The sequence below is a fragment of the Streptomyces sp. NBC_00659 genome (genome assembly GCF_036226925.1).
Classification (GTDB): domain Bacteria; phylum Actinomycetota; class Actinomycetes; order Streptomycetales; family Streptomycetaceae; genus Streptomyces.
On sequence record NZ_CP109031.1, the window covers coordinates 2,075,783 to 2,089,504 of the forward strand.

The following is a 13,722-nucleotide window of genomic DNA, read 5'->3' on the forward strand; positions in this document are numbered from 1 at the left end:
TACCGCATTTATCCGCTCCGGAGTGTGGAGTTGCGGGAACCGATTGTACGGAGCGCTAACGGGTCAGTACGCTCCGTATCTCATGCAGCGTTCTCAGCCCGCCCGACACTCCGGTCCTGCCGCACCCGGCAATCTGCCCCTGGAACTCGACGCGTTCGTGGGGCGCTCCGCCGAGCTCGCGCGGCTGGCCGAGGCACTGGAGACGGTCCGCCTGGTGACCGTGACCGGCATGGGAGGTGTCGGCAAGACCCGGTTCGCCACGCACGCCGCGGCGGGGACGTACCCGCGCGACGGCGTGTGGCGCGTGGACCTGTCCGCGGTGCAGGAACCGGAACTCGTCGAGTACGCCGTGGCCGAGGCCCTCGGCCTGACCGACCACACGGCGAAGCCGGTACGCCGGACGCTGCTCGACCACCTCGCCGGGCGCCGGCTCCTGCTGGTCCTGGACGGCTTCGAGCATCTGGTCGACGTGAGTGCCTCCTTGGCGGGCGAGTTGCTGCGGCGGGCGCCGGGACTGCGGGTGCTGGCCGTGGGCCGCAGACCGCTGGGCATCGCGGGCGAGCGGGTGTTCCCGCTGGCTCCGCTGGCCGCGGCGGAGGCGGTCGAGCTGTTCGCGGACCGGGCGGCGGCCCGGGTGCCCGGCTTCGCACTGGACGAGGGCAACAGCTCCGACGTCCGGGAGCTGTGCCGGCGGCTGGACGGGATCCCGCTGGCGCTGGAACTGGCGGCGGGACGCGTCGGCGCCCTGGCCCCCGCGCAGCTCCTGGCCCGCCTGGAGGACCGGTTCCGGCTGCTGACCGGCGGCGTGCGCGACGCGCCGCCGCGGCACCAGACCCTGCGGACGGCGATCGGCTGGAGCCACGAACTGTGCACACCGGCTGAACGGCTCCTGTGGGCCCGTCTTTCGGTGTTCGCCGGGCAGTTCGACCTGGAGGCCGCCGAGTACGTGTGCAGCGGGGACGGGCTGCACGCCGACGACGTACTGGACGTGCTCGGCGAGCTGCTCGCGCAGTCGGTGCTGTCACGCGAGGAGACCGCGGCGGGTGTGCGCTACCGGATGCTGGACACGGTCCGGGCCTACGGCGCGCACTGGCTGGAGGCGACGGGGGACGCGGAGCGGCTGCGCCGCCGCCACCGCGACTGGTACATGGGCCTGGTCACCTGGTGCGAGCTGGACTGGTTCTCTCCGCGGCAGGCCGAGGTGGCGGTACGCGTCGAGACGGAACTGCCGAATCTGCGCTGCGCGCTGGAGTACTCGCTCGGCGAACCCGACGAGGCGCATCTGGGCCAGTATCTGGCGGGCGCCCTGTGGTTCTACTGGGTCGGCTGCGGCCGCATCTCCGAGGGCAGGCACTGGCTGGAGCGCAGTGTCGAACTCGACGGCGACCGTGACCAGTCACGGCTGAAGGCCCTGTGGGTGCTCGGCTATGTGGCGGTCCTCCAGGGGGACTCGGTGCCCGCGCTGTCCGCGCTCCAGGAGTGCCGCGAGGAGGCGGAGCGCTGCGAGAACGCCGTCGCGGTCGCCTACGCCGAGCATCGCACCGGCTGTCTGGCCCTGGTCACGGACGACATGACGCGTGCCGAGGAACTGCTGCGCTCGGCGCTGGACCGCTATCACGAGATCGGCGAGCTCAACAGCAATGTGCTGATGGCCCAGGTCGAACTGGCGATGGCGCTCGCCTTCCAGGGCGATCTGCCGGGCGCGGTGAAGCTGTGCGAGGACGTCCGCGGGGTCTGCGAGGACCACGGGGAGCGCTGGGCGCTGGCGTACGCGTTGTACGTCCTCGCGTACGAGGCCCAGGCCGAGGGCGATCAGGCGCGGGCCCGCGGACTGCTGGAGCAGGGGCTCGGTATCGCGCACGGCTTCCACGATCTGCTCGGTGCCGTTCTCGCGGTCGAGCTGCTCGCCCTGGTCACGGTGGCGGAGGGCGATCCGGCCGAGGCCGCGGTGCTCCAGGGGGCGGCGTCGCGGATGTGGCCGTCGGTGGGCCTGCCGCTGTTCGGTTCGGCGTACTACAACGCGCCGCACGAGCGCTGTGCGGCTCTTTCCCGGCAGCAGCTGGGCGACGAGCGCTACGAGGAGTGCGTACGGGCGGGAGCGCTGCTCGGGCAGGACGCGGCGGTCGCCCGTGCGCTGGGTGGTGCCGGGGTGCCTCCGCTCGGGGCGGTGCCGTCGCCGCGCAGACTGCCCCCGGACGTGCGAGAGCCCGCCGTCTCGCCCACCTCGAAGGGCGGGGAGACGACGGGCTGACACTGACGCGCAGGTGGTACCGCGTCCGCTGTCGGAAGATCAGCGGGCGTAGTACTCGACGACGAGCTGCTCGTCGCAGATCACCGGGATCTCCTTGCGGTTCGGCTCGCGGTCCAGGCGGAACGCCAGGGCCGGGAGGTTCACCTGGAGGTAGCGCGGGGTCTCACCGTCGGGGGCGAAGCCGCCCGCGCGGGAAACCTCGAACAGCGTCTTGCTGCGGCTGCGCTCGCGGACCATCACGACGTCGTCGGGACGGACGCGGAACGAGGGCTTGTCGACCTTCTGGCCGTTGACCTCGATGTGACCGTGAACGACCATCTGGCGGGCCTGGTAGATCGTGCGGGCGATGCCCGAACGAAGGACCAGCGCGTCGAGACGACGCTCCAGCTCGATGATCAGGGCCTCACCGGTCTTGCCCTGGACCTTGGAGGCACGCTCGTAGGCGCGGACGAGCTGGCGCTCGGACACGTCGTACTGCGCGCGCAGACGCTGCTTCTCGAGCAGACGGACCTTGTAGTCCGAGTTCTGCTTGCGGCCACGGCCGTGCTCACCCGGCGGGTAGGGGCGGGCCTCGAAGTACTTGACAGCCTTCGGGGTCAGCGCGATACCGAGCGCACGCGACTTCTTGACCTTGGGGCGGGACTGGTTCGCCATGAACCAAACACCTCATGTTTCTGATGCGAATACGGCTTCACCAGGGTTAGGGGAGGTCGCAATCCGCAGCCCGGGAAACCCTCCTCGCCGCCGTGGCGAACCACGTGGACGGGGCGGGCAGCCGCTCCTGGGTCTGGGCACATACGTGCAGCACGCGAATAACCCACCGGCCGGTCCCGGAAATCCGGGTGGTGGTGGGCTGCCCGCGACACCTTCGACGGTGCGCGACGCTCCTGGAATCCCCCCGTGGAGGCAGGGGCTCCGGCTGGATGTCCCGTTCTGGTGGTACCGACCGGAGCCGGACACGGGACGCAGCGCTTCGAGCCATGCTACAGGGTGCTCAGGACCGCCCTCTACCGAGGCGTTTCCTGGTCCACTCCACCGCGTCGGCGTACCGGGCCTCCGCGCCGTGCCGGGTCGGTGTGTAGTACTCCCGGTCCGCGAGCTCCTCGGGCGCGTACTGCTGGGCGGCGATGCCCTCGGGCAGGTCGTGCGGATACACGTACCCCTGGGCGTGCCCGAGCTTGGCCGCGCCCTTGTAGTGCCCGTCGCGCAGATGCGTCGGCACCGGGCCGGCGTGGCCCTTGCGCACGTCCTCCATGGCGGCGCCGATGGCCATGGTCGCGGCGTTGGACTTCGGGGCCAGCGCGAGGGCGATCGTGGCGTGGCTCAGGGTGAGCGCGGCCTCGGGGAAGCCGATCATCGCGACGGCCTGGGCGGCGGCCACGGCTATGGGCAGCGCGTTCGGGTCGGCGAGGCCGATGTCCTCGCTGGCGGAGATCATCAGGCGGCGGGCGATGAAGCGGGGGTCCTCGCCCGCCTCGATCATCCGGGCCAGGTAGTGCAGGGCGGCGTCCACGTCGGAGCCGCGGATGGACTTGATGAGCGCGCTCGCCACGTCGTAGTGCTGGTCACCGTCGCGGTCGTACTTCACGGCGGCGCGGTCGACCGTCTCCTCCAGCGTCTGGAGGGTGATCTCCGGCTCGCCCTTGTCGAGCGCGGCGCCGGCCGCGGCCTCCAGGGCCGTCAGGGCGCGGCGGGCGTCACCGCCGGCGATCCTCAGCAGGTGGTTCTCGGCGTCCCCGGGCAGGGCCACGGACTCCTTGAGGCCACGTTCCGAGCCGAGCGCGCGGCGCAGCAGGCCGCGCAGGTCGTCGTCGGTGAGCGGTTCGAGGGTCAGGAGGAGGGAGCGGGAGAGCAGGGGCGAGATCACCGAGAAGTACGGGTTCTCGGTGGTCGCCGCGATCAGGGTCACCCAGCGGTTCTCCACGGCGGGGAGCAGGGAGTCCTGCTGGGCCTTGCTGAAGCGGTGGATCTCGTCCAGGAAGAGGACGGTCTCCTTGCCGTAGCCGCCGGTGGCGCGGCGGGCTCCTTCGATGACCGCGCGTACTTCCTTGACGCCCGCGGTGATCGCGGAGAGCTCGACGAAGCGCTTGTCGGTGGCCTTGGAGACGACGTACGCGAGGGTCGTCTTGCCGGTGCCCGGCGGGCCCCACAGGATCACCGAGGACGGTCCGGCGGGGCCGCCGCTCCCCTCGGCGACGAGTCTGCGCAGGGGCGAGCCCGGCTTCAGCAGATGCTGCTGTCCCACGACCTCGTCGAGGGTGCGCGGACGCATCCGCACCGCCAGCGGGCTGGCGGACGGGTCCTTCTCCTGGCGCTCTTCGGCGGCGGCGGTGAACAGGTCGGGCTCCACGTCCGAAACCCTATGTCACCCCGCTGACAATCCCCGCGGGACCGTCAGCTGGTCCAGAAGTCCCACCAGCGGGTCAGGATCAGCACGCCGATGATGCCGATGTGCAGCGTGGGCAGGACCCAGGTGAACTCGCCGAAGAAGCTCTTGGCCCAGCGCGGGGCGGGCAGGAAGCCGTTGCGGACGTTGAAGGAGGTCACGTACCAGAACATGATGATCGTGGCGACCCAGGCCAGGTTGCACCACAGGCAGAGCGAGCCGATGCGGTACAGCGACTGGAACTGGAGCCAGGTGCAGAACGCGACGCCGAAGAGCGTGCCCGCGTTGAAGGTCAGCCAGTACCACCGGGGGAAGGCGGCCCGCGCGAGCAGGCTCATGCCGACGCAGATCACGATGCCGTAGGCGACGAGCCCCATCATGGGGTTCGGGAAGCCGAAGGCCGAGGCCTGGTCGCTCTTCATGATGTTGCCGCAGGAGACCACCGGGTTCAGGCTGCACCCCGGGACGAAGTTCGGGTTCTCCAGCAGCTTGAACTTGTCGATCGTGATGACCCACGAGGCAAGGAGACCGGCCGCACCCGTGATCACCAGCAGCACCGCGAGGGCGCGACTGCCGCCGGCCGTCCGCACAGCGGTGGCGGGGCGTTCCTGATCGGTCGGGACGTCCTTGACTGTCGTCTGGTTCATCACGCCGTTTCCGTAGCTTCGAAGGGGCCTGCGGGCAGGCTCATTGTGCCGCACCCGCCCGCTCGTCCACCGTTCGGTGGACATAAGAAGGTACGCACGGTCGTTCCGGAGCGTTCGGTTCGGCGGGAGGCTCGCCGTCATGACAACAGACGCGGACCGGCTCGTGGTGGACGTACGGGGACTGCGCAAGCGGTACGGGGACGTGACCGCCGTCGACGGCATCGATCTCGGCATCCGGCAGGGCGAGGTGTTCGGCCTGCTCGGACCCAACGGGGCGGGCAAGAGCACCACCGTGGAGATCCTCCAGGGCAACCGGCGGCGGGACGCGGGCGAGGTCTCCGTGCTCGGCTCGGACCCGGCGACCGCCACGCGCGCGTGGCGGTCCCGTGTCGGAATCGTCTGGCAGGACGAATCCGCGCCCGCCGAGTTGACGGTGGGCGAGACGGTGAGGCATTTCTCCCGTTATTACCCGAATCACCGTGATCCGGAGGAGGTCATCGGCCTGGTCGGCCTGGAGGAGAAGGCGGGCAGCCGGATCAAGTCGCTCTCGGGCGGCCAGCGGCGACGGCTCGATGTCGCCCTCGGGGTGATCGGCGGCCCCGAACTGCTGCTCCTGGACGAGCCGACGACGGGCTTCGACCCGGCGGCGCGACGGCAGTTCTGGGACCTGATCCGCAAGCTGGCCGACGAGGGCACGACGATCCTCCTGACCACGCACTACCTGGAGGAGGCGGAGTCCCTCGCGGACCGGCTGGCGGTCGTCGCGCGGGGCCGTGTCGTCGCCGAGGGCGACCCGGCCGCGCTCCGCGAGCGCTTCGGCACCGGGGCGACGGTCGAGTGGACGGAGGCCGACGGCAGCCCGCGCAGCGAACGCACGGACACCCCCACCAGGACCGTCGCCGCGCTCACGCGCCGCTTCGACGGGGAGATCCCGGGGCTCCGGGTGAGCCGCCCCACCCTGGAGGACGTCTATCTGCGACTGACCGGCCCGGAGGACGCGCGATGACCACGACCGACGTACGACCGGGCACGAAGAACGCGTCCGGCCGGCTGCCCGGCGCCTGGGGACTGGGGCTGCGCCGCGGCGGCCTGGAGCTCCGGCAGTTCTTCCGCCAGCGCGACCAGGTGGTGTTCACCTTCGCCTTCCCGGTCGTCTTCCTGTTCCTGTTCGCGTCGATCTTCAGCGACGACGTGGCGGGCGCGGGCATCACCGCCTCCCAGCTGTACGTCCCGGCGATGATGGCCGCGGGCATCATGTCGACCAGCTTCCAGTCCCTCGGCATCTCGATCGCGATCGAGCGGGACGAGAAGGTGCTGCGCCGGCTGCGCGGGACACCGATGCCTCCGGCCGCGTACTTCCTCGGCAAGATATGGCTGGTTCTCGCGACCGGCGCCCTGGAGACGGCGATCCTGCTCCTCGTCGGCACCTCTCTGTACGACGTCGACCTGCCCTCGGACCCCGGCAAGTGGGCGGACTTCGCCTGGATCTTCGTGCTGGGGCTCACGGCCTGCGCCCTGCTCGGCATCGCGATCAGTACGGTCCCGAAGTCGGGCAGGAGTGCCACGTCGGTGGTCGTCCTGCCCTTCCTGGTCCTCCAGTTCATCTCCGGCGTCTACATCGCCATCGACACCATCCCCGACTGGATGCTGAACATCGGCGCGCTGTTCCCCCTCAAGTGGATGTGCCAGGGGCTGCGCGGGGTGTTCCTGCCCGAGTCCGCCAAGGTCCTCGAACAGGCGGGAGGCTGGGAGTTCGGGCGGATCGCCCTGGTGCTCGGGGCATGGTGCGTCGGAGGATTGCTGCTGTGCCTGCTGACCTTCCGCTGGAAGAACCGGCGCGACGGATGAGGGCTCCGGCCGCGCGCCCCGGCCCGGCGCCGGACGCACCGCGTCCGGCGCCGGAGCCGGACGGTGCTCAGGGGCGTCCCGCGCCGGGCGGGGCCCGCGCTTCGAACACCTGGGAGCTCTCGTTCCGGCTCTGGGACGCGTACTTCGCGGTCGTGTGGGTGGCCACCCTGGTGTTCGTGCTCGGCACGGCCCACCCCGGGTTCCACGTCCGACTCGCGGCCGGCGGGCTCCTTCTGCTGCTGATCCCCTGGTATCTGCTGGTCGGGCGCCCGGTCCTCACCTCCGGCGCCCCCGACGAGCGCCGCGCCCTCGGCTACATCGCGGGCGCGGTCCTGCTGTTCCTGCCTCCCGGAGTACTGGTCGGTGAGACCCGGCTGATGACCTTCGCGCTCATCCCCCAGTGCTTCAACGCGCTGCGGCTGCGCCGGGCACTCGCCGCCACGACCGTCATCAACATCGCGCCGGTGGCGGGCTGGGCCCTGCTGTGGCGGCCCGAGGGACAGGTCCTCTTCTTCAACACGGTCTTCGCCGTGGTCACGCTCGTGTTCTCGACGGCCATGGGCAGCTGGATCATCCGCATCATGGAGCAGAGCCGGGAACGGGCCGCGCTGATCACCGAGTTGGACGCCAGCCGCCACGAGATCGCCCGGCTCTCGGCCGCGCACGGAGCGCTGGCGGAGCGCGAACGGTTCTCCAGGGAGATCCACGACACCCTCGCCCAGGGCTTCACCAGCCTGCTGATGCTGGTCCAGGCCGTCGAGGCCGAGCTCGACCACGACCTGCCGCAGGCCCGCCGCCATCTGGCCCTGATGGACGAGACCGCCCGGCAGAACCTCGCCGAGGCACGGGCCCTGGTGACCGGGGGCACGCCCGCCGACCTGGACGGCGCCACGCTGCCCGACGCGCTGCGCCGGCTGGCCGCCCGCCATGACGCGAGCCTCGACGTGACCGGACCGGTACGGCCCCTGCCCGCGGGCCCCGAAGTGGTGATCCTCCGCTCGTGCCAGGAGGCGCTGACCAACGCCCGCAAGCACGCCGGGAGTTCCCCCGCCGTCGCGGTCGCCCTGACCTACACCGCCGACTCGCTGGCCCTCTCCGTACGCGACGACGGCAGGGGTTTCGACCCCGGTGTGCCGGTCGGCGGGTACGGTCTTGCGGGGCTGCGCGCGCGGGCGGCCGAGGTGGGCGGTACCGCGCTGATCCGCAGCGCGCCGGGCGACGGCACGACCGTCACCGTGCGCCTGCCCGTCCCCAGGAGTGACGCGTGATCCGGATCATCCTCGCCGACGACCATCCCGTCGTACGCGAAGGGCTGCGCGCGATGCTCAGCGCGGAGCCCGATCTCGAGGTGGTCGCCGACGCGTCCAGTGGGCCCCGCGCGGAGGCGCTGGCCGCCGAACTCCGGCCCGACATCGTGCTCATGGACCTGCGGATGCCCGAGGGCGGGGGCGTCGACGCGATCGAGCGGATGACGCGGACCGGGCTGCCCTGCCGGGTGATCGTGCTGACGACGTACGAGACGGACCGGGACATCCTGCGGGCGGTGGAGGCCGGGGCCGCGGGATATCTGCTGAAGGATCTGCCCCGTGCCGAACTGGCGGACGCCGTACGGGCCGCCGCGCGGGGCGAGACCGTGCTGGCCCCGTCCGTCGCGGCCCGGCTGGTCGATCAGCTCCGTACCAGGCCGGAGCGGCCCCGCCTCTCCGCGCGGGAGACCGCCGTGCTGCGACTGGTGGCCGAGGGCTGCACGAACGCGGAGATCGGACGCCGGCTCTTCATCGGCGAGTCCACCGTGAAGACGCATCTGCTGCGGGCCTTCGGGAAGCTGGGCGTGGACGACCGGACGGCCGCGGTGACGAGCGCGATGCGCTTCGGGCTGCTGGAGTGAGGCTCCCCCGGCCTGTCCCGCCGCTTCCCCGAGGCCGGTGGGGCTGAAGAGTCCTCCAGCCCCACCGGCGTTCGCGGAGATTGGTCCGGGGTGGAGCCCCCGGGGCCGGACGGACGGCAGAAAGCGTCCGGCCGACACCGGCGGGCCCGGCGTCACCGACGCCGAGACCGCCACCTCCCCGGGAGAACCCCGTCGCAGGAGTCGGCCCGATGCCTGACCGGGCCGGCCGGGAGACCGGCCCTGGCAGGGCGGCCGCCGAGGCGGGAGGATCCGTCTCGGCCCAGGCTCGCCCTCAGGCCAGGCGCGACCGCAGTTCGGCCACGATCGCGTCGACCGCGACCGCAGCCTGCTCCCCGGACTCCATGTCCTTGAGCTGCACGACACCCTCGGCGAGGTCACGCTCACCGGCGACGACCGTGAAGCGGGCCCCGCTGCGGTTCGCGTTCTTCATCGCGCCCTTGAGCCCCTTCGCGCCGTACGAGAAGTCGGCGGCGACGCCGAGCCTGCGCAGTTCGGTGACCACACCGAAGAGCACCCGGCGGGCCTCCTCCCCGAGCGGCACCGCGAACACACTGGTGGCCGCGGGGAGTTCGAGCTCCACGCCCTCCGCCTCCAGCGCCAGCACCGTACGGTCGACGCCCAGCGCCCAGCCGACGGACGGCAGCGCGGGGCCGCCGATCATCTCGGACAGCCCGTCGTAGCGGCCGCCGCCGCCGACCGCGGACTGCGAGCCGAGACCGTCGTGCACGAACTCGAAGGTCGTGCGCGTGTAGTAGTCCAGACCGCGCACCAGCTTCGCGTCGTCCTCGAAGGAGACGCCCGCGGCCGTGATCAGGTCGCGCACCTCCTCGTGGTACGCCTTGCAGGCGTCACAGAGGTAGTCACGCAGCAACGGCGCCCCGCCGAGCTGCTTCTGGACGTCCTCGCGCTTGTCGTCGAGCACGCGCAGCGGGTTGATCTCCGCGCGGCGCAGCGTGTCCTCGTCGAGTTCCAGGCCGCGCAGGAAGTCCTGCAGCGCGGCCCGGTACACGGGACGGCACTCCTTGTCGCCCAGGCTGTTGAGCAGGATGCGGAAGTTCCGCAGACCCAGCGAGCGGTACGCCTGGTCGGCCAGGATGATGAGCTCGGCGTCGAGCGCCGGGTCCTCGGCTCCGATCGCCTCGGCGCCCACCTGGGAGAAGTGGCGGTAACGGCCCTTCTGGGGGCGCTCGTAGCGGTAGTACGAGCCCGAGTACCAGAGCTTGACGGGGAGGTTGCCGGTCTTGTGCAGGTTGGCCTCGAGGGCCGCGCGCAGCACGGAGGCGGTGCCCTCCGGACGCAGGGCCAGCCTGTCGCCGCCCTTGGTCTCGAAGGCGTACATCTCCTTGGTCACGATGTCGGTGGACTCACCGACACCGCGGGCGAACAGTTCGACGTTCTCGAAACCGGGCGTCTCGACGTAGCCGTAGCCGGAGTTGCGCAGCGGGGCCGCGATGGCCTCGCGTACAGCGAGGTACTTGGCGCTGTCCGGCGGAATGAGGTCGTACGTGCCCTTGGGGGCCCTGAAGGTGCTCACGGAAGTCTGGTCACATTCCTCGTCGAGGAGCGGAGTTCGGGTCCGCTCCCAGGCCGGCGGCCACCTGCCGCAGATACGGGTTGGTGGCGCGTTCCTGGCCGATGGTCGTCTGGGGGCCGTGGCCGGACAGCACCACGGTCGAGTCGTCGAGCGGCAGGCACACACGGCCCAGCGAGTCGAGCATCTCGTCCATGCTGCCGCCCGGCAGGTCGGTGCGTCCGATGGAGCCGGCGAAGAGCAGATCCCCGGAGAAGAACACGGACGGGATCTCCGCGCTCTCGGGCATCCGGAAGGTCACCGACCCCTTCGTATGGCCCGGCGTGTGCGCGACGGAGAGGTCGAGGCCCGCCAGCTTCAGCTCCGCGCCGTCGGTCAGCGTCCGCACGTCGTCGGGCTCCCCCACGGTCAGCTCGCCCATCAGCGGCATGCCGATGGACCGGCCGAGCGCCTTCTCGGGGTCGCTCATCATGTACCGGTCCTCGGGGTGGATCCAGGCCGGAACGTCGTGCGCTCCGCACACCGGGACGACCGAGGCGACGTGGTCGATGTGGCCATGGGTGAGGATGACCGCGACGGGCTTGAGCCGATGCTTCTTGAGCGCGTCCTCGACTCCCTGGGCGGCCTGATGGCCCGGGTCGATGATCACGCACTCCTCACCCGCGGCGGGGGCGACCAGGTAACAGTTGGTCCCCCAGGCCCCGGCGGGGAACCCGGCAATGAGCACGATCGTCCTTCGTGGTGGCGTACGCGCGAGCGTCGTACGGGCGGGCGGCTGTGGATCAGAGCCTACCGGCGCTGCCGATTCCTCAGCTAACCCATATACGGTACGGGTCACACGCAGGCGGTCGGCTCAGGCGACGCACGCGTCCCACTCGACGTACGAGACGCACGAGGAGAAACCCGGTGGTCAGCCAGGAACAGCGGCGGCGTCAGCTCGCCCGGGAGAAGTTCTTGCGACAGCAGCAGCGCCGCACATCCGCTCGACGAAGGACCCATACACGTAACGCGGTGATCGCGGCGGTCGTCGGCGTGGTCGTCGCGGGCGGTGCGACGGCGTACGCGACCGGGGTCTTCGAGAGCGACGGGAAGAAGGCCAACGCGGGCGCCGAGGCGACGCCCAGCGCGACGCCGACGAGCAAGGCGCCCGATCCGTGCGAGAAGCCCGCAGAGGGCCAGGTGAAGTCGCTCACGTGGAAGAAGGAGCCGGCGGTCACCATCGACAAGGCCGCCGCCTACACCATGAAGATGGCGACGACCTGCGGCGACATCGACATCGCTCTCAAGGCGTCCGCCGCCCCGCACACGGTGAACTCGTTCGCGTTCCTCGCCGGCAAGGGCTATTTCGACCACACCAAGTGCCACCGGCTCACCACCAACGGGATCTACGTCCTTCAGTGCGGTGACCCGACGGCCCAGGGCAGCGGCGGTCCCGGCTACACGATCCCGGACGAGAACCTGAAGGACACGACGCTCAAGGGCAACGTGTACCCGGCGGGCACGATCGCCATGGCCAACACCGGGCAGAAGCACACCGGCGGCAGCCAGTTCTTCCTGGTGTACCAGGACAGTCAGCTTCCGCCCAGCTACACACCGTTCGGAACTATTTCCAAGTCCGGCATGACGGTCCTGAAGAAGATCGCGGCCGCCGGTGAGAACACGGGTCAGGGCGACGGCGCACCGAACGCGACCGTCGTCGTCAACAAGCTGACCGTGACGAAATCCTGACCGTCAGCTGCTGAATTTCGGTCGCGCGGGATGCGGACAGCCGCCCCGCCGGTCGCCTATGTTGGCCGTGACGAAACTGTGGACGATGCCAGGGGGCCCTGAAGCCCCACACAGGCATCATGTGGAGGAGGCGCTGTGAGCAGCGACCCGTGGGGCCGCGTCGACGAGACGGGGACCGTGTACGTGCGTACGGCCGACGGCGAGCAGGTCGTCGGTTCCTGGCAGGCCGGCACCCCTGATGAGGCGCTGGCCTACTTCGAGCGCAAGTACGAAGGCCTGGTTGTCGAGATCGGCCTCCTCGAAAAGCGAGTGAAGACCACCGACCTGTCGGCGAAGGACGCCCAGACCGCCATCGATCACATCCGCGGGCAGGTGGACGCCCACCACGCGGTCGGTGATCTGGACGCGTTGAAGGTGCGGCTGGACAAGCTCGTGGAGACCGTCGACGCGCGCCGTGAGGAACGCAAGGTCCAACGGGCCAAGCAGTCCGACGAGGCCCGGCACTCCAAGGAGGCGCTGGTCGTCGAGGCCGAGGAGCTGGCGCAGAGCGACCAGTGGCGGGCGGCCGGTGAGCGGCTGCGTGCGCTGGTGGACACGTGGAAGGGGCTGCCGCGACTCGACCGCAAGTCGGACGACGAGCTGTGGCACCGCTTCTCGCATGCCCGCTCGGCGTTCTCCAAGCGGCGCAAGGCGCACTTCGCGTCGCTGGACGCGCAGCGCGAGGAGGCCCGCAAGACCAAGGAGAAGCTGGTCGCGGAGGCCGAGTCGCTGTCCGGATCGTCGGACTGGGGCCCGACCGCGGCCCGTTACCGCGAGCTGATGGCGGACTGGAAGGCCGCGGGCCGTGCCCAGCGCGAGCACGAGGACGACCTGTGGAACCGCTTCCGCGGCGCCCAGGACGTGTTCTTCGCGGCGCGCAGCTCGGTCTTCGCCGAGCGCGACGCGGAGCAGACGGAGAACCTGAAGCTCAAGGAGGAGCTGGCCGAGGAGGCCGAGAAGCTCGTCCCGGTGCAGGACCTGAAGGCGGCTCGTGCGGCCTTCCGTTCCCTCAACGAGCGCTGGGAGGCCATCGGCCACGTGCCGCGCGACTCCCGCCCGAAGGTCGAGGGCCGGATGCACGCGGTGGAGCGGGCTCTCCAGGAATCGGAGGAGACCGAGTGGCGCCGGACGAACCCTGAGGCACGCGCGCGTGCCGAGGGTCTGACCGGTCAGCTTCAGGCTGCCGTGGACAAGCTCCAGGGCCAGATCGAGGCGGCGCGCTCCGCGGGCAACACCGCGAAGGCCGACAAGCTCCAGAGGGAGCTGGACGGCCGTCAGGCGCTGCTGGACCAGGCTCTGAAGGGTCTTCACGAGTTCGGCGGCTGACAACGCCGCAGACACGCGAAGGGGCTCCCGTACGGTCCGTACGGGAGCCCCTTCGCG

The 13,722-nt window shown here is 70.8% G+C and carries 12 protein-coding genes; 7 read left to right on the top strand and 5 right to left on the bottom strand.

All coding sequences use genetic code 11. From position 1 onward, the window contains the following. Nucleotides 1–82 precede the first annotated feature (82 nt). Complete coding sequence (locus tag OG410_RS08870) at nucleotides 83–2,251, top strand: ATP-binding protein (protein ID WP_329298612.1); 2,169 nt, start codon at nucleotides 83–85, stop codon at nucleotides 2,249–2,251. A 39-nt stretch (nucleotides 2,252–2,290) separates the two neighbouring features. On the opposite strand, the gene rpsD is transcribed toward OG410_RS08870, so the two are convergent. The 3 genes from rpsD to OG410_RS08885 form a co-directional block, all read right to left on the bottom strand. Beyond that, entirely contained in the window at nucleotides 2,291–2,905 is a 615-nt protein-coding gene (gene rpsD / locus OG410_RS08875) for a 30S ribosomal protein S4 (protein ID WP_054233962.1), read from the bottom strand. 340 nt (nucleotides 2,906–3,245) lie between these two features. Beyond that, on the bottom strand, nucleotides 3,246–4,601 hold the full coding sequence (locus tag OG410_RS08880) for a replication-associated recombination protein A (protein ID WP_329298613.1): 1,356 nt from the start codon (nucleotides 4,599–4,601) through the stop codon (nucleotides 3,246–3,248). Nucleotides 4,602–4,645: 44 nt separating this feature from the next. Beyond that, nucleotides 4,646–5,284 carry a vitamin K epoxide reductase family protein gene (locus OG410_RS08885; RefSeq protein WP_329298614.1) on the bottom strand — a complete coding sequence of 213 codons (639 nt, stop codon included), beginning with the start codon at nucleotides 5,282–5,284 and terminating at the stop codon, nucleotides 4,646–4,648. Nucleotides 5,285–5,423: 139 nt separating this feature from the next. Here OG410_RS08885 and OG410_RS08890 point away from each other — a divergent pair, with 139 nt between their 5' ends. From OG410_RS08890 to OG410_RS08905, 4 genes are read left to right on the top strand one after another with little or no spacing between them, the layout of a single operon-like run. Further along, complete coding sequence (locus OG410_RS08890; RefSeq protein WP_329298615.1) at nucleotides 5,424–6,290, top strand: ABC transporter ATP-binding protein; 867 nt, start codon at nucleotides 5,424–5,426, stop codon at nucleotides 6,288–6,290. Beyond that, on the top strand, nucleotides 6,287–7,132 hold the full coding sequence (locus OG410_RS08895) for an ABC transporter permease (RefSeq protein WP_329298616.1): 846 nt from the start codon (nucleotides 6,287–6,289) through the stop codon (nucleotides 7,130–7,132). The genes OG410_RS08890 and OG410_RS08895 overlap by 4 nt, the downstream gene beginning before the upstream one ends. Then, nucleotides 7,090–8,400: a sensor histidine kinase gene (locus OG410_RS08900; protein WP_329298617.1), complete on the top strand. Its 1,311-nt coding sequence runs from the start codon at nucleotides 7,090–7,092 to the stop codon at nucleotides 8,398–8,400. The genes OG410_RS08895 and OG410_RS08900 overlap by 43 nt, the downstream gene beginning before the upstream one ends. Then, complete coding sequence (locus OG410_RS08905; RefSeq protein WP_329298618.1) at nucleotides 8,397–9,020, top strand: response regulator transcription factor; 624 nt, start codon at nucleotides 8,397–8,399, stop codon at nucleotides 9,018–9,020. The genes OG410_RS08900 and OG410_RS08905 overlap by 4 nt, the downstream gene beginning before the upstream one ends. Nucleotides 9,021–9,312: 292 nt before the next feature. Here OG410_RS08905 and hisS read toward each other — a convergent pair whose 3' ends face one another. Further along, nucleotides 9,313–10,575: a histidine--tRNA ligase gene (gene hisS / locus OG410_RS08910; protein ID WP_329298619.1), complete on the bottom strand. Its 1,263-nt coding sequence runs from the start codon at nucleotides 10,573–10,575 to the stop codon at nucleotides 9,313–9,315. A 10-nt stretch (nucleotides 10,576–10,585) separates the two neighbouring features. Then, nucleotides 10,586–11,299 (bottom strand): MBL fold metallo-hydrolase, encoded by a 714-nt coding sequence (locus tag OG410_RS08915; protein ID WP_329298620.1) that lies wholly within the window; start codon nucleotides 11,297–11,299, stop codon nucleotides 10,586–10,588. 179 nt (nucleotides 11,300–11,478) lie between these two features. Here OG410_RS08915 and OG410_RS08920 point away from each other — a divergent pair, with 179 nt between their 5' ends. Then, complete coding sequence (locus tag OG410_RS08920) at nucleotides 11,479–12,300, top strand: peptidylprolyl isomerase (protein WP_329298621.1); 822 nt, start codon at nucleotides 11,479–11,481, stop codon at nucleotides 12,298–12,300. Between the two features lie 135 nt (nucleotides 12,301–12,435). Beyond that, complete coding sequence (locus tag OG410_RS08925) at nucleotides 12,436–13,665, top strand: DUF349 domain-containing protein (RefSeq protein WP_329298622.1); 1,230 nt, start codon at nucleotides 12,436–12,438, stop codon at nucleotides 13,663–13,665. Nucleotides 13,666–13,722: the final 57 nt, after the last annotated feature.